The sequence below is a fragment of the Clostridium sp. chh4-2 genome (genome assembly GCF_002899675.1).
Taxonomy (GTDB): Bacteria; Bacillota; Clostridia; order Lachnospirales; family Lachnospiraceae; genus CHH4-2.
Genome location: NZ_PKUU01000010.1, coordinates 84,835 through 109,538, shown reverse-complemented (window position 1 = coordinate 109,538; position 24,704 = coordinate 84,835). Strand labels below are relative to the sequence as shown.

Sequence of the window (24,704 nt, the reverse complement as noted above, 5' to 3'; positions counted from 1 at the left end):
AAGGCCATTTTATACCAGTTCATACAATTAAGCAATCTCTGTTTTACACAATTACGACACAATTCGAGCTTTTTATCATTCATATTTTCCCTAAACTGTCTTCAATGAAACAGAGGCGAAAAATACGCCGTCCCGCTGTTCAAATTTCACGGTTCCCCCATAACGGGCGGCAATTTCGCGTACCGAAGCGGTGCCGATCCCCTCGCCTTCCCGTTTGGTGGACAGAGGCGTTCCGTCTTTAAATGATACCGGCGTCCGGCACGTATTATCTACCAGAATCAGCAGTGAAGACTGCCCCCTCTGTTTCACTCTGAGCTTAATAAACTTTTGGCAGTCCTTTTCCTTTTTACAGGCCTCCACGGCATTTTCCAGCAAATTTCCTAAAAGTACCGTAATATCGGTTCTGGACATGGGACATTCCTTGGGATAAGAGACTTTCGACATAAATTCGATTCCCGCCTCCCGCGCCATTGACGCATAATAGCTGATAACCGCATTTACCACGTCGTCTCTGCAGAAATATTCCGTCACATCGGGCGGAAGCTTACTTTGGTAAATGTCCAGATAATCCGCCAGTCCCGCCTTATCATCCCGGTCAATATAGGACTGTACCACGGTCAGATGCTGGCGCAGGTCATGGCGGGCCTTCCTCATCTCATCCATGTGGGCAGAAAGGCTGTCAAACTGCTTTTTCTGAGCCATCAGACTCCGGTCCGCATATTTCAGCTTCTCTTCTAACTGTGTGCGGCTGCGGGAGATTTCCAGAACTTTCAACGCAACATAGGACACATAGCAGGTACCGAACAGCATAAGGTAGCGGGACACGATAAACTGCCGTGTGGCATAAGCATAAACATCATCGGTGAAACAGTACAGCATTCCGAACATCGTGGAAAACAGCGGAATCTCCCACAGATACCGCCATATGGATTTATCCTCAATTTTCAGGGCGCTGGCTACGGTCCGGTAGAAAAACCGGAGCATAAACGGGCTGATTATCAGATAAATCACCACTCGGGCAATATTGTAAATCAAGTACGGATGACGGTCGGAGAAATCCCAAAAGTAACGGCTTTCAATATAATTGGCATTGCCATAGACGAAAAAGGCCCAGGCAATCAGCAGCAGATTGGTAAACAGCACTTTAGTGAACCGCTCCTTGATAAACAGAAAAGACAAGGTCATATAGAACAACAGAAAGCTGTAGCGCATCAATGTGGTACACTGCGCCGCCGCTTCATATCCGCCCAGATTGACCACATAAAAAGCTGCGCAGTTGATGACCGTAAGGGAAAACAGCACCATCACCGTATATCGGAACGGAATCCTCAGCTTGTCCCGAAAAAGCCAGTACTGGGGCAGACTGAAGGGAAGAAAATCCAAAAGGGGAAATGCGATAACCATCAAAGTGTCAATCACCTTCATCATTCCATCTCATCCTCCCTTTCCCTCCAGAATAAATACTCATCAAAAAGCTCTTCCATCTCTTTCTTTTTCCTCCCGGAAAAAGGAACTCTGTCACCGGTATCCAGCAAAAAATCCAGGCCGTCCACCTGTTCCACCCGGTCCATATTGACAATACAGCTCTTATAGCAGTTCACAAACTGCCGGTAAGGCGCCAATAGCCCGGTCAGTTCCGCAAAAGGGATGCGGGAGCGGAACATGCCCCTCTTTTCAGTATGTATCTGAATATAATGTCCGTCACGGTCACACCAGAGAATCTCCCGCAGCAAAAACTTATTCTGTTCTACGCTGATAAAGCGGGCGCTTCGTATCTTTTCCAGATGGGTAAGTTCCATGGTTTTCCTGAATTTCTCATATGTATATGGTTTAACCAGATAACCGCAGGCCCTCACCTCGTAACTGTCTATGGCATGGCTGAGACTGGTAGTGACAAATACAAGAGCTGCCAGCTCGTCCTTTTCCCGGATTTTTTTGGCGGTGTTGATTCCGGATAACCCATTCATATACTGATCAATAAAAATAATGTCATAGTCCCCCGGCCTGAAATGGGACAAAAAATCCTCCCCGCTTTCAAACTCCCGGATCACCGGCATGTCCCCCGAATAAGTTTCGTCCAAATAGCGATTCAAACTCTCACGCATTTCCTCCCTGCAAATCGCAAGGTCATCTATAATAGCGGCTTTCATCTCAGAAGTCCCCCTCCCGCATCGTCAAACAATTTGCCTGTTAAAGACTATTTTACAAGAAGAATTGGATTCCCGCAATGTAAGTTCAGGCCAAAAAACGTCACTTTCAGGCCCGGCGCTTGTAAACCGCCGTCTTTTCATCTATGTTAAAGTTAAATTAATGGATCATACGGATTCGGGTTTCAAAAGGTCTTGCCCCTGCAAATTGTCTGAATTGTTTGCATGTGCAGGAATTTAGGAATCCTTAGACTGCCGGATTTAGCGTTGAGACGAAAATGACAGCATGTCTGAGCGCAGCGAGTTCTGCATTTTCGTCTCGCTTTTAGCAAAATTTGGCGGTCTTAGGAGTCCTTAATTCCGAACCCTGACAAACAATTCAGACAATTTGCAGGGGCAAGACCTTTTGAAACCCGAACCCCATACGGAAAGGAGGAATTCTATGTGGAATATAATTGTCTGTACCTCTGACCCGGCGGAACGGGAAGAGATTTTAGAATATGTCAGGCGTTTCTGCGCCCAGAAAAACCAGGAGGTATCGGCCAAAGGATGTAAAAACTGGCCAGAATTATTTGATATGCTCCGGCAGGCGGAACCCGACATAATCGTCATTGCCCAGAATGGGGTTGACGGGCTGAACCTCATCACCAGCATCCATCTGCCGCATGAGAAATTCATCTGGTTTTCCGACCTGGATTTTGGAGTACAGGCGTACAGACTTTGTCTGTCCTGGTTTGGGAAAAAACCGGTGACCTATCAAAAAATGCAGCAGGCCCTGGGGCGGTGCATGGGGGTGGGGGAATAAGCGTTTACTGGCGAGGGGACGCATGGAATCGGGAGGCGGAACCGGGAGACGAAGGTTGAAGGGGCTGTCCGGGCCGGGGAAGGAAGATGCGGGCAAATGGGATTCGGGATTCGCCCCTAAGTGCTGCTAAGGCCCGTAAGGACAGAACGAGGCAGCACTAAAGGGGTTCCATACGATCCCATTTGCCCGCATCTTCCTTCCCCGGCCCGGACAGCCCCTTCAACCTTCGTCTCCCGGTTCCGCCTCCCGATTCCATGCTGGTTTTCGCTGGCCTGGTGAAAAGCAAACTGCTTATTCAGGTAGATTGAGTATGGTGTGAAGGGATATTCTTAGGTAAAAGCGTTCTGGACCAATTGGGACAGGGTTTCTGGGTTAAAGGGTTTTACCAGGAAAGACCAGGCGCCTAGGTTTAGTGCTTTTTGGACTATTTCTTCTTTTCCGACTGAGGAGCACATGATGACGCGGGCTTGGTGGTCTATGTTTATCAGGGCTTCTAATACTTCTAGGCCGGACATTCCTCCCATGGTTATATCAAGTATTACGAGATCAGGCTTTTCTTTTTTATACAGTTCTAGCGCTTCTTTTCCTTTTTCAGCTTCTAAAAAGCGGCTGAAACCGGCGCGTTTTAATGTATTCTTAATCAGAAGCCGGATAAATGCCGCGTCATCCACGATTAATATTTTTTCTTCCATTCTTTTCCTCACATTCTGCCGCTTCAGCAGCATTTTTTTATCAAAGGCTTCTGTAACTCCTTTTTTAATATGTAACTGTTTGATCCGCAGTAATAAAAATGCTTATATAATATTAAATCGCAAAGAATGGCAAAATAAAACGGGCATTTAGCGATTTTTTATTTTCGAGGGCGAAAGTCAGGTAACAGTTCCGCCTTCCAATCCCTGCGCGGGCTCCGTCTGTTTCCAAAAACAGAGGATTCATAGACAAATTCAAAAGATGGTAGTAAAATGTATAGAGAACAGAAATTAACGAAGTTAAATTGGAGGAGGTTCTGTGGCAATGGTTAGAGAAGTTAAGGAAAGCGATTTAAACGGATTACTTCATTTGTACGAACAATTACATAACAGCGAAGTCGTTATAAATTCAGACGAATTATCAAAACTTTGGAATCAGATTTTACAGGACAATAATCATCACATTATTGTAGTGGAGGAAGATGGTAAAATAGTCTCTTCCTGTGTCTGTGTAATTATTCCTAATCTAACGCACAACCAGCAGCCATATGCATTTATAGAAAATGTCATTACAGATGAAGCATATAGGAAAAAAGGATTGGCCACAATATGTCTTAATTATGCGAAAGATATTGCGATAGCAGAGAAATGCTATAAGCTTATGCTGTTAACCGGTTCCAAGAAAGATGCAACATTACAATTCTATCGAAATGCCGGCTATAATAGCGAAGATAAGACGGCGTTTATACAATGGATTTGATACATTCCGATTTATAAGGGGTGGGACAACGCCACAAATCGGGATTTGGAGGGAACTATGGAATTAAATATAAATTCTCCCGCTTATTTTACAGAGCATTTTGGTGTTGATGATGAAGTATATAGGTTCTGCCAAAAAGCATATATTTTTTTCAAAGGCAAGGAATACAGTGATATTTTGCATATTATTGGTATAGTTCCTGTTGTGGCTCCACAAATTTGATTATGATAAATTCACAAACGATTTATTATCCATAAACTAAGCAACTTCATAGCTGTCCTCCAATTAACCATATTGGCTATAACAAAAAAAGCCCGCCGTACAAAATTATCCGCAAAAAGAGAACAATCTTTTCCAACTGACTTTCCTGTCTGTAAACCCTTGCTTTGTTGAATCGAAAAACGTTTTTTACTCCATTTCGATCTCAATTCCCAATTCTTTAGCAATCCGCTCTTTTGTTCTTTGGCTTAAATTCCGTCCAAAAATAACATCACTAATCGTAGAATTTGTATACCCCAGCTTTTGGGCCAATTCCTGATTCGTCATGTTGTTTTTAATCAGCGCTATTTTTACCTGCATTCCAAAAGGCGTACATTTTTTCAAATTAGTCATAAACGATGCCCCTGCTTTCTCTGGTGTTTTTAATCCGGCCCGAGGTCATACCCGCCGGAACTTTACTACATAATGTAAATTATGTAGTGTTCTTTTGATAAATACATATTTATTATGCAATTTTTTATTTAAAAAAGCAATATGAGGGTCTCCAAAATTTGCAAAAAAACTGGTTTGCAAGTAAATTTATTGTTTTTACCTTTCAATATTTCTCTTTTTAATCTTCTATAATAAATAAATATTCGCTTTTTATCTCTTATTTACCGGGAAAAAACCACATAATTTACAATATGTAGTTTTTTTATTTTCTTAACATAGCAGTTTTAATTTGGAAAGCATTTTTTTGTGTTCCGTACCGCTTGAAACCGTATAAATTCTGGTTGTTTCGATGCTGGAATGTCCCAGAATATCCGCCAGTCTCAGTAAATCCTTCTCTATTCCATAGAAAGTAAATGCGAATAAATGGCGCAGATTGTGAGGATATACCTTTTTGGAGTCCACACCTGCATCCTTGCATAAAGCTTTCATCATGGTCCATATATTGCTGCGGTCCAACGGTTTACCGCTCTTAGTAATAAAAACCGCCCCGTTCTTAATACGATTCCTATTGCAGTATTCCATCAAACGCGCGGACAATTCCGGCGCCAGAAATATGGTTCTGGTCTTTCCCTTGTTGCAGATAACCGCATATCCTTTTTTTACTGCTTCTACAGATATAAACTGGTGCTCGCTGACTCTGATCCCTGTGCAGCATATGGTCTGCATCAGCAGGCTCAGCCGTTCATTGTCCCTGGATTTTGCGGCCTGTACCAGTTTAAGATATTCTTCCCTGGTCAATTCCTGGTCTTTACGGCAAAAAAGATTTCTCTGCAGCTTAAATTGTTTCACACGGCATTCCATAAGACCGGCATAAACAAGAAAACTGTTGACTGCAACCAGAATCGAATTTACACTGCTGATCTTATAGGTCCGCGCCAATTGATTTTTGAATGCGATCATCGCCTCTTTGCTCACGCGTTTGTCCTCTGACAGGAACAGGAAAAACTTTTTAATATCCCTGATATATTTTTCTATCGTCGCCTTGCTTCTTTCTTCTTCAAACAGATGCCTTTCATAACGTTCAATCAATTCCATGGTGATTTCGCCAGTTATCATAATACGCTTCTCCTTTCCGATTCCATTATTTCAAACATACATATAGTATAAACAGTATATTGCCCGGACAAACATCCTTTATGCGGCGTTCCTTAGATATGTAAAAATACCGTGCTTCTATGCATCACCATATTAGAACAAAAAAGCACAACAAAAAAGACTACTTCTGGTCTTTTTTGCTGTGCTCTGCAAATTAAATATTTATAAAATTGTTGAGTTCTTCCAACAGGCTCTGGATGTCTAAAGGCTTTACAATATACCCGTCCATTCCGGCTTCATATGCAATCTTCCTGTCTTCGTCAAATGCATTAGCCGTCATTGCTAAAATCGGCACCCGGTATCCCGTATCACGTTCCAGCATACGGATTGCCCTGGTCGCTTCCAGCCCATCCATAACCGGCATGCGGATATCCATGAGTACTGCAAAATAATATCCCTGGGACGCCGCCAGATATTTTTCCACCGCCATCTGTCCGTTGGACGCATCATCCACCTTGATTCCATAATTCTCCAAAAGGACTTTAGCGATCTCCAGATTCAATTCATTATCTTCCACCAGCAAAACCCTCTGCCCGTTAAAGCAGAACTGATTTGCACTGGTGCGAGACGGAGACGGCCTGCGCCGTTCTTCCAGATGGGCAAATGTCTGATATATGGTGGAGCGGAACAACGGTTTTGGAATAAAGCAGTCCGCTCCCGCCTCCCTGGCCTCTTCTTCTATTCCGGACCAGTCATAGGCCGATATAATGATAATCGTGGTATCCGGCCCGGTTATACGGCGAATCCGGCGGGTAGTTTCCAACCCGTCCATATCAGGCATTTTCCAGTCAATCATGGCAATATCATAAATATGTCCGCGTTCCAGAGATGCCTTCATCTCCTCCACCGCCTTCTGCCCTGTATCCACCCAAAGTGAATTTGCCCCGATCCCGCTGAGGATTAAAGCCGCCTGTTCCCCCACAATCTCATCATCATCCACGACTAAGACATGAATATCCTTTAATAATTCCCTGTTTTTCCTCTGCAGTTCCTGTTCTTCGTTATCTTCCGTCACTTCCAAAGGCACGGTAACACAGAAAGACGCCCCTTTTCCCTTTTCACTCTGAACGGTCACGGTTCCATTCATGAGCTGAACCAGGTTATAGACAATTGCAAGCCCCAGACCGCTGCCCACATTATTGCGCGCTTTTTCAGAGGATTCCTGCTCAAACGGCTGGAAAATTCTTTCTAAAAATGCCTGGTCAATTCCGATTCCCGTATCGCTCACCTTAATATCCAGATATGCGAATCCATTGGTGCGCCTCGCCTCCCGGATATCCATATCCACCCTTCCTCCGGAAGAGGTGAATTTCAAAGCGTTGGACAACAGGTTTAAGAGAATCTGTTTCAGCCTCAGTTCATCTCCTATATAATACCGTTCTATCTCCTGGCTGATATGCACTTCAAAATGAATCCCTTTGTCAATGGACTGAGGATAAATGATGGATATCAATTCTTCCACAAAATCGGTAAAATCGAATTTTTCTTTCATGATCTCCATCTTTCCCGTTTCGATCTTGGACATGTCTAAAATATCGTTGATCAGAGAAAGCAGGTATCTGGAAGAAGCGTCTATCTTTTGGAAACAAGACATAACATGCGCCGCATCATCGGTCTTTAACTGGCCGATCGTGCTCATGCCGATGATGGCATTCATCGGAGTCCTTATATCGTGACTCATTCTGGAAAGGAAATCTGATTTCGCATTATTCGCCGCTTTGGCGGCCATCAGCGCATCCCTCAGAAGCTGTTCCTGGCGCAGCTTTTCTTCCCGCTGTTTATCCAGCACTTTTACCATCTGAATCGCCAGCACATCATCATTAACCGGATTGTCGACATAGATCATGTGAATCGCAATCCAGTGTTTTTCACCGGTGGATTCTTCTTCCTGCAGTTCCATATAGATCTCATGTTCCCCGGATTCAAACCGTTTTAGTATTTCCTGCCTGGAAAATTTATTGACAAAATCTTCCCGGAAAGAAGGGTAAACCTGCGACGCCATTTCCTCCAGCAGATCATCAAACGCTCCCTGACTGGATTTTAAAAAGCTCTTCTGCTCTTCAATAAAACAATTATAAAGGTTCTTCGTCAGGTTAATGCTCATAATCATAGGATAAGCCGTGCAGGTAGCTGCCCTCAGCGAACGGTTTTCTATGATCCGTTCCTGCTCCTGGGCGATCAAAAGGGTTTTCATCTCTGTTATATCATTAAAAATCGCCTGGTTAACTTCCACGCCATCCGCATTGATTAAACGTTCCATAACCACATTAACCCAGACAGAACTTCCGTCCTTTCTGCGCCCTTCCCGGCTATAGGTTATCATCCCGCCGCCAAGCGTCATATTTCTGAGAAGTTCTTCCACCTCTTCCCGGTCTTTTAAAAGTACCAGTTCAAGGGGTGATTTAACTTCCTTCCGATATTCCTCTTCCGATGAAAAACCATAGATTTCCCACACCCGCCTGTTTATGCTGACAATCTGGTGGGAATCATCCGGCATAAACTGGATAATTCCACATGGGATCGTATTATAAAGCTGGGCCAAAAACCTGGTTCTCCGCTCCACGTCCTGATTGGCTTTGGCAATCTGCCTCTCCTTTAAATCCAGGCTCTCCTTTAACCGCTCATACGCCTCTCTGCCGGCCCTCGCCGGGAAGAGCTCATCTTCAGAAATATCCGAATAGTCTACTGAATTATGTATGTGGGCGGTCTTCAGCCGGCCGTTTTCACGCACAAAAATGAAGGTAATCCGCTGGTGCGTCATAAAATACATCTCAGTATTGTTCTTTGGTGAAATCCAGCTCTCTCCTTCACACAGGTAGCAGTCTTCCGCCAGCTGACGCGTCACATAACTTCCCTCCGACATGTCACAGGGGGCCAGATCGCTCTGTCCGCTCCGAAAGCAGGCCGCAACCCGTTCCGCCCCTTCTTCCTTCTGATTCGGTCCGGCTCCAAGCCACACAATATCCGGAGTAAATGTGGAGATCAGAAACTCTACATTCGATTCACAGAAATAGCTGCGCAATATCCGGTCTGCGAAGGATTCTATCTCTTCCTGAATTTCTCTATTCATTAACCTCCCCCTCCACAATCATCTTATGGCGCTCCAGCATAAGGCGCAGTTCTTCCTGAGCCTTCTTTGTCTGTGTGATGTCAATTAAAACGCAGACAAAATGTTCTTTTCCTTCGTCTCCCGTCACAAGGCGGCTCTTATCCAATACCCACAGAACACGCCCGTCTTTTGCAGTCACCCGGTACTCCACTTCCACGGAATTACCGGATTTCAGCTGTTCCTTCACCTGCCGCAGAAACTCCTGCCGGTCTGCCGGGTAGATAAGATTAACAAACTGGTTGTTGAATTTCTCCTTAATCTCCTGCTCCGTGTATCCTAATAAGTCTGCAAATCCCTCATTTATATGGAGGATGGTAAATCCCTGGTCATTGAGACACTGCTGAATCCCTCCCAACAGTCCCTGTAAAACATTGTCATCATAACCGGAAGGCGCATTTTCCTTTGCCTCCGAAATCTCCTGATCCAGTTCTTTCCATATTAAAACAGCCTTTCTTTGATGAGGATATCCGGTATCAATCCGCATCACCGTAACTTCGCACCAACGGTATATCTTCCTGATCCGGTCATAAATGCGGCACTTTTTCGCCTTTTTCATATAACCCGCTTCAAAAAATTCCGCCATATCAGCATCCAGAAATTCAAGCATCATGGCCTGATCCTCCGGATGGACCGCATTTTCAGTAAAGTTATGAATTGCTTCCGTAAACTGGCTGCCCGTTTTCAAAGGCTCAAAATCTTTGCTGGACAGATAGACCACATGATACAGATTTGTATTTAAATCCACTTCCATAACCGTGGAATCCATGTATCTGAGCAGCGTAAAATACTTCATCTGCCCCAGCTGAACGGTGTCTAAGCTGTCATTGATCTTGGGTTTTAAAAAGGAATCGGACTTTAAATCATCGCTCTTTTGAAGATTATTATCCGCATATTCTTTCGAAAGATTTGCAAATGTGACGCGCACGTTCTTAAAACATTCCAATAGCTTAGGTGAAAATGATCCGCACTCCCCATTTAAAATCATGTTAAATGCCACTTCCGGCGAAAGGGCTTTTTTGTATACACGATCCGTAGTCAGCGCGTCGTAGCAGTCGGCAATTCCAACAACCTGTGCGTATACGGGTATACTCTCTCCTTTCAGTCCGTCCGGATATCCTTTTCCATCCCACCGTTCATGATGGTAGCGGCAGATGTTATAGGCATACTGAAGATACTCACGATCACTCATCCGGTCGAGTCCGGCCAGCAGCTCACAGCCTTTTACCGCATGGGTTTTCATGATCTCAAATTCTTCGGGCGTCAGGCGTCCCGGTTTATTGAGGATCGAATCCGGTATGGCTATTTTCCCGATGTCATGCATGGAAGAAGCGCTGACAATAATGCTGATATTCTGCTCTGTTAATCCGAATTCCGGATAACTTCGGGCCACGTCCTCCAAAAGGATCTGGGTAAACATCCGGATACGTTTAACATGCTGTCCTGTTTCCACGCTCCTGTACTCGATAATAGAAGACAGCGCATCGACCATAACCGCATTGGACTCCCTCAGCTTTGCCGCCTGTTCTTCAATCAGCTCTTCCTGATTTAATTTATGTAAATTCAGTTCTATGATATTCTGAACACGCCGTTTTACCACATGAGGTTCAAATGGTTTCATAATAATATCGGATGCGCCCAAATCAAATGCCTGAACCTCATTCTCAGCCGAATCCTCAGCAGTTATCACGATAACCGGAAATTCAGCCAGAAGATTCTTATTGCCGATCTCTGTCATTACCTGATATCCGTCTTTTACCGGCATCACCAGATCTAAAAGCATGGCTGCAATCTCGCTGTGATGCTGTTCTGCCAAAAGGAGAGCCTGATCTCCATTTTCAGCCTCCAGCAGCTTATAATCTTTTTCGAACACGCCCCGAAGAATAACACGGTTGATCTCCATGTCATCTACAATAATGATCGTATCTCTTTTCATACCTTTTATCACCTCTGTTCATGTTCTATAATCTGGTATATCTCCTTATAGGCGTTTTCAAAATTATTGTATAAGCCTTTGGCATCTTCATACTTTTCATTTCGAATCAGATTGACAATCTCAGAAGCAATTTCATAAACTCTGTTAATTCCCAAATTGGCGCTGACGCCCTTTAGCGTATGAGCAGCAATCAAAGCCGTATCAAAATCATTGTCTCTGAATGCCGGCTCCATCTTATCGAAATTATCGTCAGCCAGAAACTTCATTAAAAACTTCTCATATAACCCTTCATTACCGCAGAACCGTCTGATACTTCCTTCCACATCTACCCCAGCTTCAACCAACGCCGTCTTAAAATTTTCGTTCATCTCTTTCTCCTTATTATTATCACTGATATTTATATGTTCCTAATCCAAAATTGTTCAGTACTCTCATAAATTAACTCCATAAAAGACAGGCAGCTAACCTGCAATAACAAATACCTGCTTTTATAAGTTTAACACAATCACAAATTTTATAGAATAGATATTTTGTTCGATCTGTCAAAAAAAGCCTGAAATATGAATAAAAACCGAGTAAATACGTTTTTTATCCAAATTGCAGGCAGGCTCCTGATATGATATCATACTAGAGGGTATTTCGTCAGACGGTGATCCGTCTGCTGAAACTAAATATATTGGAGGTTTTGAATGAAAAAGTTAGAAACGGTCAAAGAATTTATTATCATTACTCTGGCGACTATAATTGTTGCCGCAGCTGTATTTTTCTTTTTAATCCCCAGCCATGTCTCGGTAGGCAGCATCTCCGGTCTGGCCATCGTTTTGGGGAACTTTGTTCCCTTAAACATTTCTGTAATCACCCTGATTCTAAACACCCTGCTGCTGATACTGGGCTTTCTTTTCATAGGCAGGGAATTTGGCGCCAAGACCGTGTATACCTCATTTCTGCTCCCCGTGGTGCTGGGTGTTTTTGAAATGATGTTCCCCAACAACCAGTCCATCACCAACGACGCATTTCTGGATGTGCTGTGCTACATCTTTGTGGTCAGCATCGGACTGGCCCTTTTGTTTAACCGGAACGCATCGTCAGGCGGACTGGACATCGTGGCAAAGTTTTTGAATAAATATCTCAGGATGGATCTGGGCAAAGCCATGTCCTTAGCCGGCATGTGCGTGGCCCTGTCCTCGGCTCTCGTCTACGATAAAAAGATAGTGGTGCTCAGCGTCTTGGGAACGTATCTGAACGGAATCGCCCTGGATCACTTCATCTTTGGCTTCAATATCAAAAAACGGGTATGCATCATCTCCCAGCGCGAGGAAGAAATCAGAGATTTTATCCTGCACCACCTCCACAGCGGCGCAACTATCTACGAAGCCATCGGTGCCTATGACGGAAAGCCCCGGAAGGAGATCATCACCATTGTCGATAAAAACGAGTATGCAACGCTGATGACCTACGTTCTGAAAACGGATAAAAATGCGTTCGTAACCGTTTATACGGTCAATGAGATCATTTACCGGCCAAAGCGCTAGACCGAACAGCTTATGCGAAATCATCCATCCACAGATATTCGGCTATTTTTTTCTGAAGCATCTGATTTTCCACATCGCAATACCGCCGCTGCGTGACTCCTTCCCTGCCGGGCACATCGACCGCCAGCAGCCGGTATTCCGATGGAAACATATGAAATACGTCTCGGAAACGGTAATTAAAGGATTTTAGGTCCGGAAATCCGTTGTCAATGGCAATTTCTGTCAGGTTTTTATTGGTATTATCCAGATCATCTAAGGCTTTCATGAACCGGACTCTTGTCAGATACTCATAAAAGTTCATTCCCACATTTAACTTGAAGAATGTTGAAACATAGGTTTTATTATATTTCGATATACGGGCTAAATCTTCCAATGTGATTTTCTGTGTATAGTGCTTGTCGATGTATTTTATAATGTTTCGTATGCTCTTCTGGCGGAATTTATCCTTGGGACGGATGCTGGGCACTTCCACCGGGGAAAAGTAACAGTAAAGCGTTGACAGAATCAATTCCATGGATGCTTTTGCGGTCAAATGAGAATAAATGTGCCGGTGCATGGAAGCTTCCAAAATCTGCGCCATAAAGTACCGCAGCTTGCAGAATTGGGGCTGATATCTGGTTTTTGCGTTGGAAATACAATGAAATTGATAATGATTTCCGGGATTTACATACTTTTGTAATGCTTCGGCAGAGAATCGCAGCACCATGGAAATCGTGTTAGGTTCCAGTGTAAAAGAACCGTGTCCGTCTCCGCAATTGATTACGATGATGTCATCGGCCTCCAGTGTGTGAATATTTCCCTCACAGCAGAACTCGGCTTTGCCTTTTAAAATAATATCGATTTCGTATTCATATTCGTGCCAGTGGAAACTGTAGCGGGCTAATTCATGTGCGTAAATGATTAGCGACAGATTTTCTGCCGGGCAGTCTAAATTGAAATCAGCGTTCATAAAACCCCACCTTTTTAGCTCAAGGGTGAAGGCATTTTGGAAAATGCCTTCACGTTTTACTTTAAACTTCAAGGCATTTTCAGAAATGCCTTCACCCTTTATGTAAAAATATCACGTTTCTATAAGTATAGCACATCCAAAGATTCTCCACGTGTAAAATCTTTCGGTTATTTTCTCCTCCCTCCACCCCAAATCCCCCCGCTCACCTCATATTTTCACCCCTCACGCCCCTCCACTCATTCATAATATTTGGATTTTATCCCCCTCTTTTCACAAATTTTTTTCCACCCAAACAAAAATCCCCAAAAAAGTTTCATATATCGTAAAAAATATCAACGACAAATCCCCCAAAATCCATTATCCTCACCTTATCAAACCGCATGACCGGTCAAATAATGCGAACATTTACAAGGAGGATATAATGGATTTACAACTTACCGTATGCATTATCATTTTTGCATTAACTCTGGTTGCTTATATCGTAAATAAGGTTCCTATGTGGGTCACAGCAATGACTTCAATGATTCTTTTGGTTTTAACCGGCTGTCTACAGCCTGCAACTGCGCTCAGCGGCTTTTCTAATGCCAACACCATTTTAATGGCAGGCATGTTCATGGTGGCGGCCGGGCTCCGCAATACGTCATTTGTACACAATTTATGTGATTTTATTATGAAAATCACAAAGGGGTCGTTTTTAAAAGCTTATTTTGGATACATCATCATAACCGTTATTCTGACAAACTTCATTTCCAGTCCTATGGTTGTGTTTGCCATCGTCGCTCCGCTTGTTTCTGCTCTCTGTGACGAAAGCGACGTGAGCCCATCCCAGGTCATGTTTCCACTCGCCGTTGTGGCAATCGGATGCTGTATGACATTTCCAACGGATGCAGCCATCACGCAGGCCAGCCAGAACAACGCATTTTTAGCCACTTATGAGATGAGCCAATACGTAATCGAACCCATCGATTTCTTCTTCGCAAAATGGCCGATGCTGATTCTGATCCCTGCCTGGGCCATATTCATAGCTCCTAAGTTTATGCCGAAAACGCCCACTCTTCCAATTAACAGTTCCGTTAAAAAAATGAGCGGCGGCAAAAAAACAGAATTGTCTAAATTTTCTGATACGGCAGGAATCTTCATTTTCTTTGCTACAATTATCGCCCTGTATTTTTCCGGCAAGTTAGGGGTAGCCAGCTGGACGATTGCCTGCATAGGCGGAATATTAATGGTTTTATGCGGCGTACTTTCATCAAAAGATGCTATGGGCGCTCTTCCTTTAGATATGATATTATTATTTGTAGGAGCGTTGGGTCTGGGAAGCGCATTGAGCGAAACAGGAGCCGGGGACGTGATTGGACAGTGGCTGAGCGCAGTTGTGGGAGGAACACGGAACGGATTTGTGATCGGCGCATTATTCTTTATTGTTCCATTTATTGTTACTCAGTTTATGTTAAACAGAGCGGTTATCCAGGTATTTACCCCGATCTGCATCCTGGCCTGCAAGGCGCTGGGAGCTAACCCGGTTGGGCCTATGATCCTGGTAAGCGTAGGCTGCCTCACAGCATTTCTCACCCCTATGGCAACGCCGGCAATTCCCATGGCCATGGCTGAAGGCGGTTATGATTTGAAGGATCTGATAAAAGGCGGCTGGCTGGTCACGATTATATTGACCGCGGTCTATGTATTTTATGTGATGACAGTATTCCCGGCCTTTTAATACAGGGAAATGGAGGAGTTTATGACACGGGACGAATTAATTAAACTGGCCGAATCAGCCAGAAAAAATGGCGCTTTTCAGACAATATCTAAAGACGAACTGGATTCACTGCCTGTAAAACAGAACGAACAGTACATACCTGCCACGGAAAATGGCGTTCATATATTTGAATTCAGACCGGAAACGCCGGCCAATAAAAAACTGCCGATGCTCATCAATTTTCACGGCGGCGGTTTTATCAAAGGTCGGGCGGACAGAGACCAGGTTTACTGCAGCCATATGGCGGACCGCATTGGCGCCCTGGTATGGGATGTGGATTATGTTTTAGCGCCGGAACATCCATTTCCTGCTGCGGTAAATGAGTGTTATGACTGTATTGTATATGCGTTTACACATGCAGACCAGTTAAATGTGGACACAGATAAGATCCTGTTACTGGGTCACAGCGCCGGAAGCAATCTGATTGCAGCTGCCTGCATTAAAAATGCCGAAAGCCATGCATTCAGGCCTGCTGCCATGATCTTAGATTATATACCTGCCAACCAAATGACCAATCCATTTTGCAAGCTGTCACCGGATCAATACGGTGATGAGCGTAAAATGGCCCGGGCTAAGATGGAGAAATTATATCTGGACTTTTACATGCAGCCGGAGGAAGCCGTTTCCCCACTGGCTTCACCGATTCTGGCATCCGAAGAAGTTTTGGGCACCTTTCCCGACTGTCTCGTCATAAGCGCAGGACACGATTCCCTCATGGAAGAAGGGGAAGCTTTCGCCGCCAAATTGGCTAAATCAGGGGTCACCGTCACCTCCCGCCGGTTCAGAAATTCTATGCACGGGTTTACAATTAATAGAAACGGCGAGTGGGAAGAGGCTTTACGGCTTCATGAGACATTTATTAACAACCATATCGGGCGGTAAAATATGTAACAACTCAGAAGGGGGCATCTTCTTACATGGCCTTTACCCGCACAAGAAGATGTCCGCTTAGAAATGGAGGAACTGAAAAGATAATGAAAATTACTGATGTTAAACTGCTTTATGCAAAACATTATTTATTTGTACATGTGTACACAGACGAAGGAATTGTTGGTTTGGGCGAAGCCGGAAACTGGGGATATTTAAACGCTACGGCTGCGGCCATTGAAAAATTCAGCAGCTATCTAATAGGTAAAGATCCGTTTAAAATTGAAGATATAAATCAAAATTTCCTGCGGTCCGTTTATTTCCGGGGATCGGTTATTATGAGCGCCATATCGGCAATTGATATTGCATTATGGGATATTAAAGGCAAAAAATTAGGGGTTCCGGTTTACGAACTTTTAGGCGGAAAAACCAGAGATAAGGTCCGCGTTTATGCGTCCGTTATGACAAAAACGGAATCAAATGAAGAATTGGCGAAGGGATATGCCAAGCTGAAAGAACAGGGCTTCACAGCCGCTAAAATATTTGTCAACGGCCCCATTCATTCTAAAAATGATGGGCGGGATGAGTTTTTCTGCGGCCGCATTAACGATGAGTTGGAAAAAGTGAGGATTTGCAGAGAAGCCGTTGGAAATGATTTCGATTTTGTGCTGGAAGCCCACAGAGGAATGACCGTACCGGAAGCCGTTGCTTTTGGCCGCGCTGTGGAACCCTATCATCCTATGGTATTGGAAGATCCGATCGGGCCGGATAATATTGATTCTATGGCTGAAGTGGCCTCAAAAATATCGGTTCCCATCGCCACAGGCGAACGCTACATCAACTTAAAAGAATTTGAAATGCTCCTCTCCCGCCGTGCGGCTGAGTATATCCGCCCCGATGTCTGCGCAGTAGGCGGAATCACCGTCAGCAAGAAGATCTGCGCGGTTGCAGAAGCCCATGACGTCCTGGTAATCCCCCACAATCCGCTGGGACCGGTTTCGACAGCAGCGTGCCTGCAGATTTGCGCCAGCATACCAAACCTTGGCATTCAGGAGCTGCCTGGCTTCTGCTTAAATGGAGAGGAAGACAGAATGGTAAAAACCCCATTTTCCTATGAAAACGGCTGTCTGATGATCCCCGATGCCCCCGGAATCGGGATTGAGCTGGCAGAAGACGCAGAAATTCTGTACCCGGCTAATGAGCGGGGAAGCAATTCGGCGAAAAGAGCATTTGACGGTTCCGTTAAGGACTGGTAATACCATGAAACCCGTGAAAGAGCGGGGAGGAAATATAACCAACTCGGTATATTTCCTCCCCGCTCTTTTGTTACAAGTATCCTCTGGCGCCCATTAATCATATCCCGCGCTTTTAATTCAGAGAATCTGACAGGTCTTTAAATTGCTTATAGAGTTTCGCTTCATTTTCCTCAGCTTCTTCTGACGACATGTATTTAGGCACCTGTCCCAGATTGCTGAGCGCTTTGATACAGTCTTCATTTTCCAGCATTTTCTTTGTTGCTGCTTCATATGCCGTGATCACTTCGTCCGGCGTGTCTTTCGGGAAATAGAAGGAGAAATCCTGAGGCGCAAATTCTATATCAATTCCCTGTTCCTTAAACGTCTTTATCCCCGGAAGGACTTCGCTGGGTTCCGGCCCCGGAAATCCCAGACAGGTAAAAAGTCCGGCTTCCATATAATCTTTGGCAACGCCGTAAGAGGAAGGGCTTAAAACAATCTGTTCACTCAATAGCGCCGCCATTTTCTCCGAGGTAGATCCCACATCCACAAAATCCAGGTCAATTCCCGCCGCCTGCTCAAATGCCAGCAGTTCATAATAAGTATAAGCCCCCACTTCCGTACAAGCCTGCAATTTGCCTGGATTGGCTTTGGCGTCCGCTATAAATGATTCTAAATCCGGGTACGTATTGGTATTCGTGTAAAGCTGCTGCGCCGGTTCTTCAGAAAAATTGGGCCCCAGCTTGAAAGCTTCATAATTGTAGTCCGTAACTCCGGCCACATTGGCCACGTTCACCAGATTATGTCCGTATAATACGGTGCAGCCGTCCGGTTCAGACTGCAATACCTGGTTAGCCGCTACGGAACCGGTGGCCCCGGCGCTGTTAACAACAACGGCGTCCCAACCGCAGACTTCCTTCACATATTGGGCCCAGATTCTTGCGGAAAGGTCTACCGTCCCGCCTGCGGATGCGGGTAGAACAACCGAAATCACGGTCTGCGGTTTCCATTCCGGATCAGCGGTAGCGAAACTGCTTTCTTTATCCTGTTCCGCCGCACCTGCGGCCGTTTCCGCTGCGGTTTCTGCGGTTGTTTTGTCTTGTACTGCCGTTTCTGACGCTGCTGCTGTGCTTTCTTTTGATGTTTCAGCCTTTGTTCCCGAAACAGAGCCACCACATGCGGCCAGACTGACCGCAGCCCCCATTACCAGCGCTGATAATACTGCTTTTCTCATCTTACCTTCTCCTTTGCTTTTGTGATCTTTGGATCATCATTTTCCTCTCAACAAATGGCTGCCGTTATGTAAATTTCCTTCGCTCCCGGTTACCGGACTGCCAGCGTATCGCTGGAACAATATAACAGCCTGCCGTCGATGACCGTAGCCATCGGTTTTAAAATCCGTTCTCCCACCACTTTGTTATTATATTTATCGGTAAATTCAATTTTCTGGTTTTCCATGCTGAGAACGGTTATATCCGCGCAGGTTCCAACCTTTAATACCCCCATCTCCCCCGGCTTTCCGAAGATTTCAGCGGCATTTACAGTTACCCCTTTCAGCACATCGTCAAATCCCATGCCCAATGCCATCAATTTTGACATAGTCATTAAAAGGCTGAAATCCAGCGGACTGTTCCAGTTTTCGATGTTCAGATCGGTGCTGACCGTATATGGCAAAAATCCCTGGCTGACCGCCTTTTTGGCCAGCGCTATGGAAAAGTTTCCTTTTCCCTGGGATACATCGAAGATAACCCCTCTGTTCCGTGCCTTCTTAACTTCTTCATCCACCTCGTCTCCATCCATAATCGTATAACCTTCCTGATGGTACATATGGCACATCACATCGCCTTTTCTAAGATAGGAAGCCACCTCCGCCATGGGCACCGGCGGGTCCGTGGGATGGACAAATATTCTGGTATTCAGATGCCCGGCCAGCCGCAGAGCTTCTTCTAAGGGGCGCATCCCCAGTTCCTGAACCACATTTCTGCTGATTCTCAGTTTAATTCCCACAATCCGGTCACCAAATTCCTCAAATGCCCGTTCAAATAAATCCGGATTCCAGACACTTGGGTCAATATTTTCGCTGTACTGTTTCGTCATGATCTGGCCGCCGGCGCTGGCGTGCAGCATTATTTTAGTTTTCGTCTCACAGGTATCCATATACCGCAGCAGAGACCGGCAGTTAGAAACGCCGGAGCTTCCCGCATCAATGGTGGCCGTGACTCCCATAGGGATTCCTGCAAGATCGGCCGGCATACCGATATAGTTGCCAAGCCAGTTAATATGAGTGTGAACATCAATTAAGCCCGGAACCACGTAAAACCCTTTTGCATTTACCGATTTTTCCGCCTCCGCCGTCAGATTCGGGCCCATCTCGACAATTTTGCCTCTGTGGACAGCGATATCACCGATGAAATCGGTCTTTTGTCCCGGGTCGTAAATGCGTCCGTTTTTAATTATTAAATCGATCATATTGTTTTTATCACTCCTTATTTGTGACAGTTCCGCTTGCGTTTCTGTTAAAACAAATTATAATGAAAGCAATAGTGGTTGTAAAGTTTTATAAATAACCAAAAATAGTGCAAAAAACATTACACTTAGGAGGGCCTATGAACTTAAAACAGCTTACATATATCACTACAATCGCCGAGACTCAGAATATCTCCAAAGCCGCCGATCTGCTTTTTATATCGCGGCCGGCTCTGAACCATTATCTGACAAGTCTGGAACGGGATCTGGGTTTTCCATTGTTTAAGAGAATTAGAAAGAAGTTGATTCCTACGGAAGCGGGAGCGGTTTATATCCGCTCCGCTAAAGAAATATTGGAGATTAAAAAACAGACGTATAAAGTGCTGGATGAACTGGCTAACTGTGAAACCGGATGTTTGAACCTGGGAATTACCCGCGTGATAGGCGCGGCCATGTTCAACCGGATTTTCCCTGTTTTTCATGAAAAATATCCTTATTTCACAGTCAATCTGGTGGAGGGTAATGTGAACAAGCTGGAGGAATATGTGGCTGAGGGGAAGATCGACTTTGCGGTTACCGGCCAATGCTCCATTCATTCCCAGCTGGAACACATTTCTTTTGCGCCATGCGAGGTGGTGACCGCCCTGCCCCTCAATCATCCTCTGGCGCATTTAGCCGTCCCGCCGAACCAGCCATACGCTTCCCTGGACTTAAAACTGCTGAAAAATGATTCGTTCGTCCTCATGTCCAGGGATACAAAGCTTCGTTCCATCGCCGAATCCCATTTTATAAAAGCCGGATTTCTGCCAAAAATCATGCTGGAAACCAGCCTCAGCTCCACCGCATACGAGATGGTGCGTCAGGGCGTGGGGCCGTCCATTCTGATGGAAACTTCCATTAAAGATAAAACGAGCGCCGCCTGTTTTTCGCTGGAACCTAAGGAATACTGGAGCCAGAGCATTTCATTCAGAAAAGGGATGATCTTTACGAAGGCGGAGCAGTATTTTATAGAACTGGCTAAGGACTATTTTGAACGGCTGATTTAACCAATTCAGCCGTCATCCAATAGTTATGGTACACCCGCGGCATTCGAACTACATCTCGTCTATTACTTTCCGGGCGAGTTCGATTGCCTCGGTTCCTCTGATATGCAGATTGGCCTTAACACCTTCTGCTCCTACCACAAATGGATTTTCTTCTCCAGGTTTTCTGGCCTTCAATTTATCAGCCTTTTCGAACAGGCCGCACCGATGCGGATGAACGCCAAGCACAACGTCGCACTCCCTGAGTTCACACTCTTTTTGGAATATATAAGCGGAATATGCAAAATCACAGGCATTGCCAAGCTGCTTATCAATCCCTTCATTTGGTCTGGGAAGACCGGCGCCTCCCCAAAGGCTGACCCAATGCTCTGTTCCATTGTCATGGCAGTTAAATATAAGAGACATACAGCCCGGCGTATGGCCTGGCGTTAAGATTGGGCGGAAAATATGCTCTCCAAATACCATTTCTTTTCTGTCTTCGAGAATAAAGTCAATGTGAGGGTACTCAATTTCTTCGCCCCGATACTCGGAATATACCATATACCCGCTGTCTGTCAATCCGATTCCGACACGGCAATGAAATTTATCCTGGAGATGTTTGGCTCCGGCAAAATGGTCAAAATGTCCGTGAGTCAGAATGATATCTGTAATGTCCGCCGGATTCAGCCCCAGTTGTTCCATCCCTGGAATAATGTGTTTTTCTGCTGCGTCCACCGGGTCCATCGAATCAATCAATACAATGCCTTCGCTGGTTGTTACGGCAAATACACCAACACCTTTTCTGCCGATATAATAAACATCATCAAAAATCTTAATTGGCTCAACCGGCCCATCCTGAATCTTTTTTCTTGGCTGTTCTGTCATAATTTATTCCTCCTCTTTTTTACATAAAGGGTGAAGGCTTTTTTGAAAAAGCCTTCACGTTTCACTTTAATTTCAGCCTGGAATCAGCGGAAATACAAGCGGTACCCAAATAATAAATATCAAAAACTGTGCGACGCTGTAGACAATTCCCTGCTTAAAATGCTGTTTTAACGTATATCCGCCTGCCTCATAAGCCATGGTAATCGGCGGCGCTGCAGTAGGCAGTGCAAAACAGTTGCCAACGCCCGCCTGAACGGCCAGCATCAATGCCCGAGGATCGTAACCGCTTTGTACTGCGATAACTGCCGCCAGCATTTTGAATGTGTTGGAAACCACTGAGTTTGTCAGGAACTGCGTCATAACCATACAAATTACATACATACAAATCATAACCAGTATCGGACTCATATTTCCGGTCAAACTCTGGAAAGCATTGGCCAACATGACATCCGCTCCGGTAATCTTCAGCGCGTTAGCCATTGGCAGAGTTCCCACGAAAATGAATATAACCGGATTTCCCATTGCGCGAATCGCTTCACGGTCATTTAAAATGCCCAGTAAAACCATAAGCATGGCTCCGATAACAGATGGATACCACGTATTTACGTTTGTCAGTGCACACACTACAATACCGGCTACCGTACCGATAAAGATTATTTTCGCCAACTGCTGCTGAGCTGCCGTCAGTTCTTTTTCTTCTCTTTTGCCTTCCTGCCTGCCTCTGCCGTCGTTTTTAGCCTTTTCAGTGCCTAATGTCGGGATATTTCCATTATCCGGTGCGAACTTTAAACCAACTACAAATGCAAGAATACATATGATAATTACGCTCGGCACTTTTAATATGAAATTAGTGAAATATGTAAATGTCCCCACACCGCCCAGTTTTTCAACTATGGTATTGTTGGCAAGATAGCTTCCTGCATTGCCTCCGGTAGGGATAAATCCGGCCCACATGGAAGACAGGATCATAATCGGGTGCATAAACTTGCTGACCGGACGTTTGTGTTCCGCACAAACCTGGTATACAATGGGTATCAAAATTGCCATTGACGCCGATCCGTTTACCACACTTCCCAGAAAAACTGCAGGGATCATAAGGCCGAATAGAATTTTAATGTCGCTGGCCCCGGGTTTGATTACCGCCTTGCTCAAGTTAGCCACTAAGTCGGTTTTATTTAATCCTGCCGCAACTACAAACATGGAAGCCATCATAATTACGGATGAATTGGTAAGCCCGCCCCAAGCCTCTTCAAATTTTAGTACTCCGGTTATTTCCAATACAATCGGAATCAGCATGGCGGCCACGTGAATCTTTACCTTTCCGGATACTACCAGACCAAAAAAGGCCGCAAAAGTAATAAATAAGATGCCAATCTGCATATAATTTCCTCCCCCTCTTTCTTTTATCTGTCTACAATTGAGCCATCTTCGTGTTGGTTAATTCCCCCATAAGCTCCTTCAAATTTAAACACTTTATCAATATCATCAATCAATTCCACACCCAAACCGGGTTTTTTCGGCAGGATTATATAGCCGTTTTCCACTTCAAACGGCTCTTTCATCTCCTTGTCCAAACGGCAGACACCATTTCCCATAGGATATTCCTGAATCTCAAAGTTGGGGATGCAGGCGTCAAGCTGCAGGCATGCGGCAGTCGACACCGGCCCCAACGGATTATGGGGAATCAGGTAAATTCCTTTGGCTTCCGCCTGTGCGGCTATCTTTTTACCGGCCGTCAGACCTCCGGCCACGCACATATCCGGACGGATGTAGCGGACGGCTGAATGGCTGATCAGCGTGTCAAACTCCATTGGATTTATAAAACGCTCCCCGGTGGCAACAGGGATTTGGCACTGTTTAATCACCTCAGGCATAGCTTCCGCATTATCCGGAACCGGGTCTTCAAAAAAGTAAGGCCGGTATTTTTTAACAGCCCTTCCGATTTCGATCGCCTCTGAAGCTCTGAAACCGCGATGGCATTCGATTGCCACATCCACATTCCAGCCAACCGCTTCTCTGACCTTTTTCATCATTTCTTCCGCCTGCATTACCTGTTCAGAGAAATTGTCACCGCATCTTCCGTCCTTATCTTTCGAGTGATGAAGAGAAAATCGAATGGATTTGAAACCGCTTTCTGCAAGTTTTGCGGCATTTTCCGCTACCTCGTCACTATTTCTCCCTCTGGCGTTAACGTAGATTTTAATCTTTTCCCTGACCATTCCTCCCAAAAGTTCATAGCAGGGAACATTAAAAAACTTTCCTTTTAAATCCCACAGGGCTATATCGATCCCGGAAATTGCGCTTTGGACTAAAGAACCTCTGAAATGCAGGTTACGCGTCAGTGCATCCCAAATAAATTCAATCCTCATCGGATCCAGGCCCATTATCAATTTCTCCATCTGCTTCAGCACAACAGCCGTCGCTTCCTGATATCCCCAGGCCCCACATTCCCCAATTCCGGTCAATCCGGAATCCGTATGAACCTTGACAAACAGATAGCGGTGTCCCGCCAAAATCGGCTCAATTTTTGTAATCTTCATCAACGCTCTCCTCATTTCAACATTTTTAGCAAATATACCGGTATTTAGCTTGTTTCATCGATGGTTTTAGTATATTATCACATACCCTCGTTATCAAACGAGTTTATCTTGGTCAGATTGAGTATTTTTAATATAGATGAACACAAAAAAGAAGGTGGAACTGGTTTCTATCCGAACCCAAATTCCGCCTTCCTTTTTATACC

Annotated in this window: 22 protein-coding genes; 8 read left to right on the top strand and 14 right to left on the bottom strand. The window is 44.9% G+C overall.

Annotated features, from left to right (window positions below):
* Nucleotides 1–90 precede the first annotated feature (90 nt).
* Both C0033_RS12545 and C0033_RS12540 read right to left on the bottom strand, forming a co-directional pair.
* Nucleotides 91–1,428, bottom strand: coding sequence for a sensor histidine kinase (locus tag C0033_RS12545; protein WP_242984491.1), 1,338 nt, complete (start codon nucleotides 1,426–1,428; stop codon nucleotides 91–93).
* Nucleotides 1,425–2,150, bottom strand: a complete 726-nt coding sequence (locus tag C0033_RS12540; protein WP_103228210.1) for a LytTR family DNA-binding domain-containing protein — start codon at nucleotides 2,148–2,150, stop codon at nucleotides 1,425–1,427. The genes C0033_RS12545 and C0033_RS12540 overlap by 4 nt, the downstream gene beginning before the upstream one ends.
* A gap of 439 nt (nucleotides 2,151–2,589) precedes the next feature.
* Between C0033_RS12540 and C0033_RS12535 the strand changes: the two genes are divergently transcribed.
* Nucleotides 2,590–2,952, top strand: a complete 363-nt coding sequence (locus tag C0033_RS12535; protein ID WP_103228209.1) for a hypothetical protein — start codon at nucleotides 2,590–2,592, stop codon at nucleotides 2,950–2,952.
* A gap of 329 nt (nucleotides 2,953–3,281) precedes the next feature.
* Here C0033_RS12535 and C0033_RS12530 read toward each other — a convergent pair whose 3' ends face one another.
* Nucleotides 3,282–3,644, bottom strand: coding sequence for a response regulator (locus C0033_RS12530; protein WP_103228290.1), 363 nt, complete (start codon nucleotides 3,642–3,644; stop codon nucleotides 3,282–3,284).
* A gap of 322 nt (nucleotides 3,645–3,966) precedes the next feature.
* Between C0033_RS12530 and C0033_RS12525 the strand changes: the two genes are divergently transcribed.
* Nucleotides 3,967–4,401, top strand: a complete 435-nt coding sequence (locus C0033_RS12525) for a GNAT family N-acetyltransferase (protein ID WP_103228208.1) — start codon at nucleotides 3,967–3,969, stop codon at nucleotides 4,399–4,401.
* Between the two features lie 57 nt (nucleotides 4,402–4,458).
* Complete coding sequence (locus C0033_RS27050; RefSeq protein ID WP_180994710.1) at nucleotides 4,459–4,623, top strand: hypothetical protein; 165 nt, start codon at nucleotides 4,459–4,461, stop codon at nucleotides 4,621–4,623.
* A gap of 186 nt (nucleotides 4,624–4,809) precedes the next feature.
* Here the strand turns inward: C0033_RS27050 and C0033_RS12520 are convergent, their stop codons facing one another.
* From C0033_RS12520 to C0033_RS12500, 5 genes are all read right to left on the bottom strand, one after another.
* Complete coding sequence (locus tag C0033_RS12520) at nucleotides 4,810–5,013, bottom strand: helix-turn-helix transcriptional regulator (RefSeq protein WP_103228207.1); 204 nt, start codon at nucleotides 5,011–5,013, stop codon at nucleotides 4,810–4,812.
* 309 nt (nucleotides 5,014–5,322) lie between these two features.
* Nucleotides 5,323–6,168, bottom strand: coding sequence for a tyrosine-type recombinase/integrase (locus tag C0033_RS12515; protein ID WP_103228206.1), 846 nt, complete (start codon nucleotides 6,166–6,168; stop codon nucleotides 5,323–5,325).
* Nucleotides 6,169–6,361: 193 nt separating this feature from the next.
* On the bottom strand, nucleotides 6,362–9,277 hold the full coding sequence (locus C0033_RS12510; protein WP_103228205.1) for a response regulator: 2,916 nt from the start codon (nucleotides 9,275–9,277) through the stop codon (nucleotides 6,362–6,364).
* The gene (locus C0033_RS12505; RefSeq protein WP_103228204.1) at nucleotides 9,270–11,249 is read right to left on the bottom strand and encodes an HD domain-containing phosphohydrolase; all 1,980 of its coding nucleotides are present in this window, start codon (nucleotides 11,247–11,249) and stop codon (nucleotides 9,270–9,272) included. Before C0033_RS12505 ends, C0033_RS12510 begins: the two co-directional genes overlap by 8 nt.
* 8 nt (nucleotides 11,250–11,257) lie before the next feature.
* Nucleotides 11,258–11,617 (bottom strand): Hpt domain-containing protein, encoded by a 360-nt coding sequence (locus tag C0033_RS12500; protein ID WP_103228203.1) that lies wholly within the window; start codon nucleotides 11,615–11,617, stop codon nucleotides 11,258–11,260.
* Between the two features lie 321 nt (nucleotides 11,618–11,938).
* On the opposite strand from C0033_RS12500, the gene C0033_RS12495 reads away from it, so the two are divergent.
* A complete protein-coding gene (locus C0033_RS12495) occupies nucleotides 11,939–12,781 on the top strand; it encodes a YitT family protein (RefSeq protein WP_103228202.1) in 843 nt (280 codons plus the stop codon).
* A gap of 10 nt (nucleotides 12,782–12,791) precedes the next feature.
* Here C0033_RS12495 and C0033_RS12490 read toward each other — a convergent pair whose 3' ends face one another.
* Nucleotides 12,792–13,730 (bottom strand): AraC family transcriptional regulator, encoded by a 939-nt coding sequence (locus tag C0033_RS12490; protein ID WP_103228201.1) that lies wholly within the window; start codon nucleotides 13,728–13,730, stop codon nucleotides 12,792–12,794.
* A gap of 421 nt (nucleotides 13,731–14,151) precedes the next feature.
* On the opposite strand from C0033_RS12490, the gene C0033_RS12485 reads away from it, so the two are divergent.
* The 3 genes from C0033_RS12485 to C0033_RS12475 all read left to right on the top strand — a co-directional run bounded on the left by C0033_RS12485 (nucleotide 14,152) and on the right by C0033_RS12475 (nucleotide 17,609).
* Nucleotides 14,152–15,447: an SLC13 family permease gene (locus C0033_RS12485; protein ID WP_103228200.1), complete on the top strand. Its 1,296-nt coding sequence runs from the start codon at nucleotides 14,152–14,154 to the stop codon at nucleotides 15,445–15,447.
* 21 nt (nucleotides 15,448–15,468) lie between these two features.
* Nucleotides 15,469–16,368, top strand: coding sequence for an alpha/beta hydrolase (locus C0033_RS12480; protein WP_180994709.1), 900 nt, complete (start codon nucleotides 15,469–15,471; stop codon nucleotides 16,366–16,368).
* Between the two features lie 92 nt (nucleotides 16,369–16,460).
* The gene (locus tag C0033_RS12475; protein ID WP_103228289.1) at nucleotides 16,461–17,609 is read left to right on the top strand and encodes a mandelate racemase/muconate lactonizing enzyme family protein; all 1,149 of its coding nucleotides are present in this window, start codon (nucleotides 16,461–16,463) and stop codon (nucleotides 17,607–17,609) included.
* Between the two features lie 112 nt (nucleotides 17,610–17,721).
* Here C0033_RS12475 and C0033_RS12470 read toward each other — a convergent pair whose 3' ends face one another.
* The gene (locus C0033_RS12470; RefSeq protein WP_103228198.1) at nucleotides 17,722–18,822 is read right to left on the bottom strand and encodes a tripartite tricarboxylate transporter substrate binding protein; all 1,101 of its coding nucleotides are present in this window, start codon (nucleotides 18,820–18,822) and stop codon (nucleotides 17,722–17,724) included.
* A gap of 89 nt (nucleotides 18,823–18,911) precedes the next feature.
* Nucleotides 18,912–20,057, bottom strand: a complete 1,146-nt coding sequence (locus C0033_RS12465; protein WP_103228197.1) for an amidohydrolase family protein — start codon at nucleotides 20,055–20,057, stop codon at nucleotides 18,912–18,914.
* 137 nt (nucleotides 20,058–20,194) lie between these two features.
* Here C0033_RS12465 and C0033_RS12460 point away from each other — a divergent pair, with 137 nt between their 5' ends.
* The gene (locus C0033_RS12460) at nucleotides 20,195–21,100 is read left to right on the top strand and encodes a LysR family transcriptional regulator (protein WP_103228196.1); all 906 of its coding nucleotides are present in this window, start codon (nucleotides 20,195–20,197) and stop codon (nucleotides 21,098–21,100) included.
* Nucleotides 21,101–21,148: 48 nt separating this feature from the next.
* Here C0033_RS12460 and C0033_RS12455 read toward each other — a convergent pair whose 3' ends face one another.
* The 3 genes from C0033_RS12455 to C0033_RS12445 all read right to left on the bottom strand — a co-directional run bounded on the left by C0033_RS12455 (nucleotide 21,149) and on the right by C0033_RS12445 (nucleotide 24,501).
* On the bottom strand, nucleotides 21,149–21,961 hold the full coding sequence (locus tag C0033_RS12455; protein ID WP_103228195.1) for an MBL fold metallo-hydrolase: 813 nt from the start codon (nucleotides 21,959–21,961) through the stop codon (nucleotides 21,149–21,151).
* A gap of 72 nt (nucleotides 21,962–22,033) precedes the next feature.
* Nucleotides 22,034–23,341 carry an SLC13 family permease gene (locus tag C0033_RS12450; RefSeq protein ID WP_103228194.1) on the bottom strand — a complete coding sequence of 436 codons (1,308 nt, stop codon included), beginning with the start codon at nucleotides 23,339–23,341 and terminating at the stop codon, nucleotides 22,034–22,036.
* Between the two features lie 23 nt (nucleotides 23,342–23,364).
* Nucleotides 23,365–24,501 carry a mandelate racemase/muconate lactonizing enzyme family protein gene (locus C0033_RS12445; RefSeq protein ID WP_180994708.1) on the bottom strand — a complete coding sequence of 379 codons (1,137 nt, stop codon included), beginning with the start codon at nucleotides 24,499–24,501 and terminating at the stop codon, nucleotides 23,365–23,367.
* Between the last annotated feature and the right edge of the window lie 203 nt (nucleotides 24,502–24,704).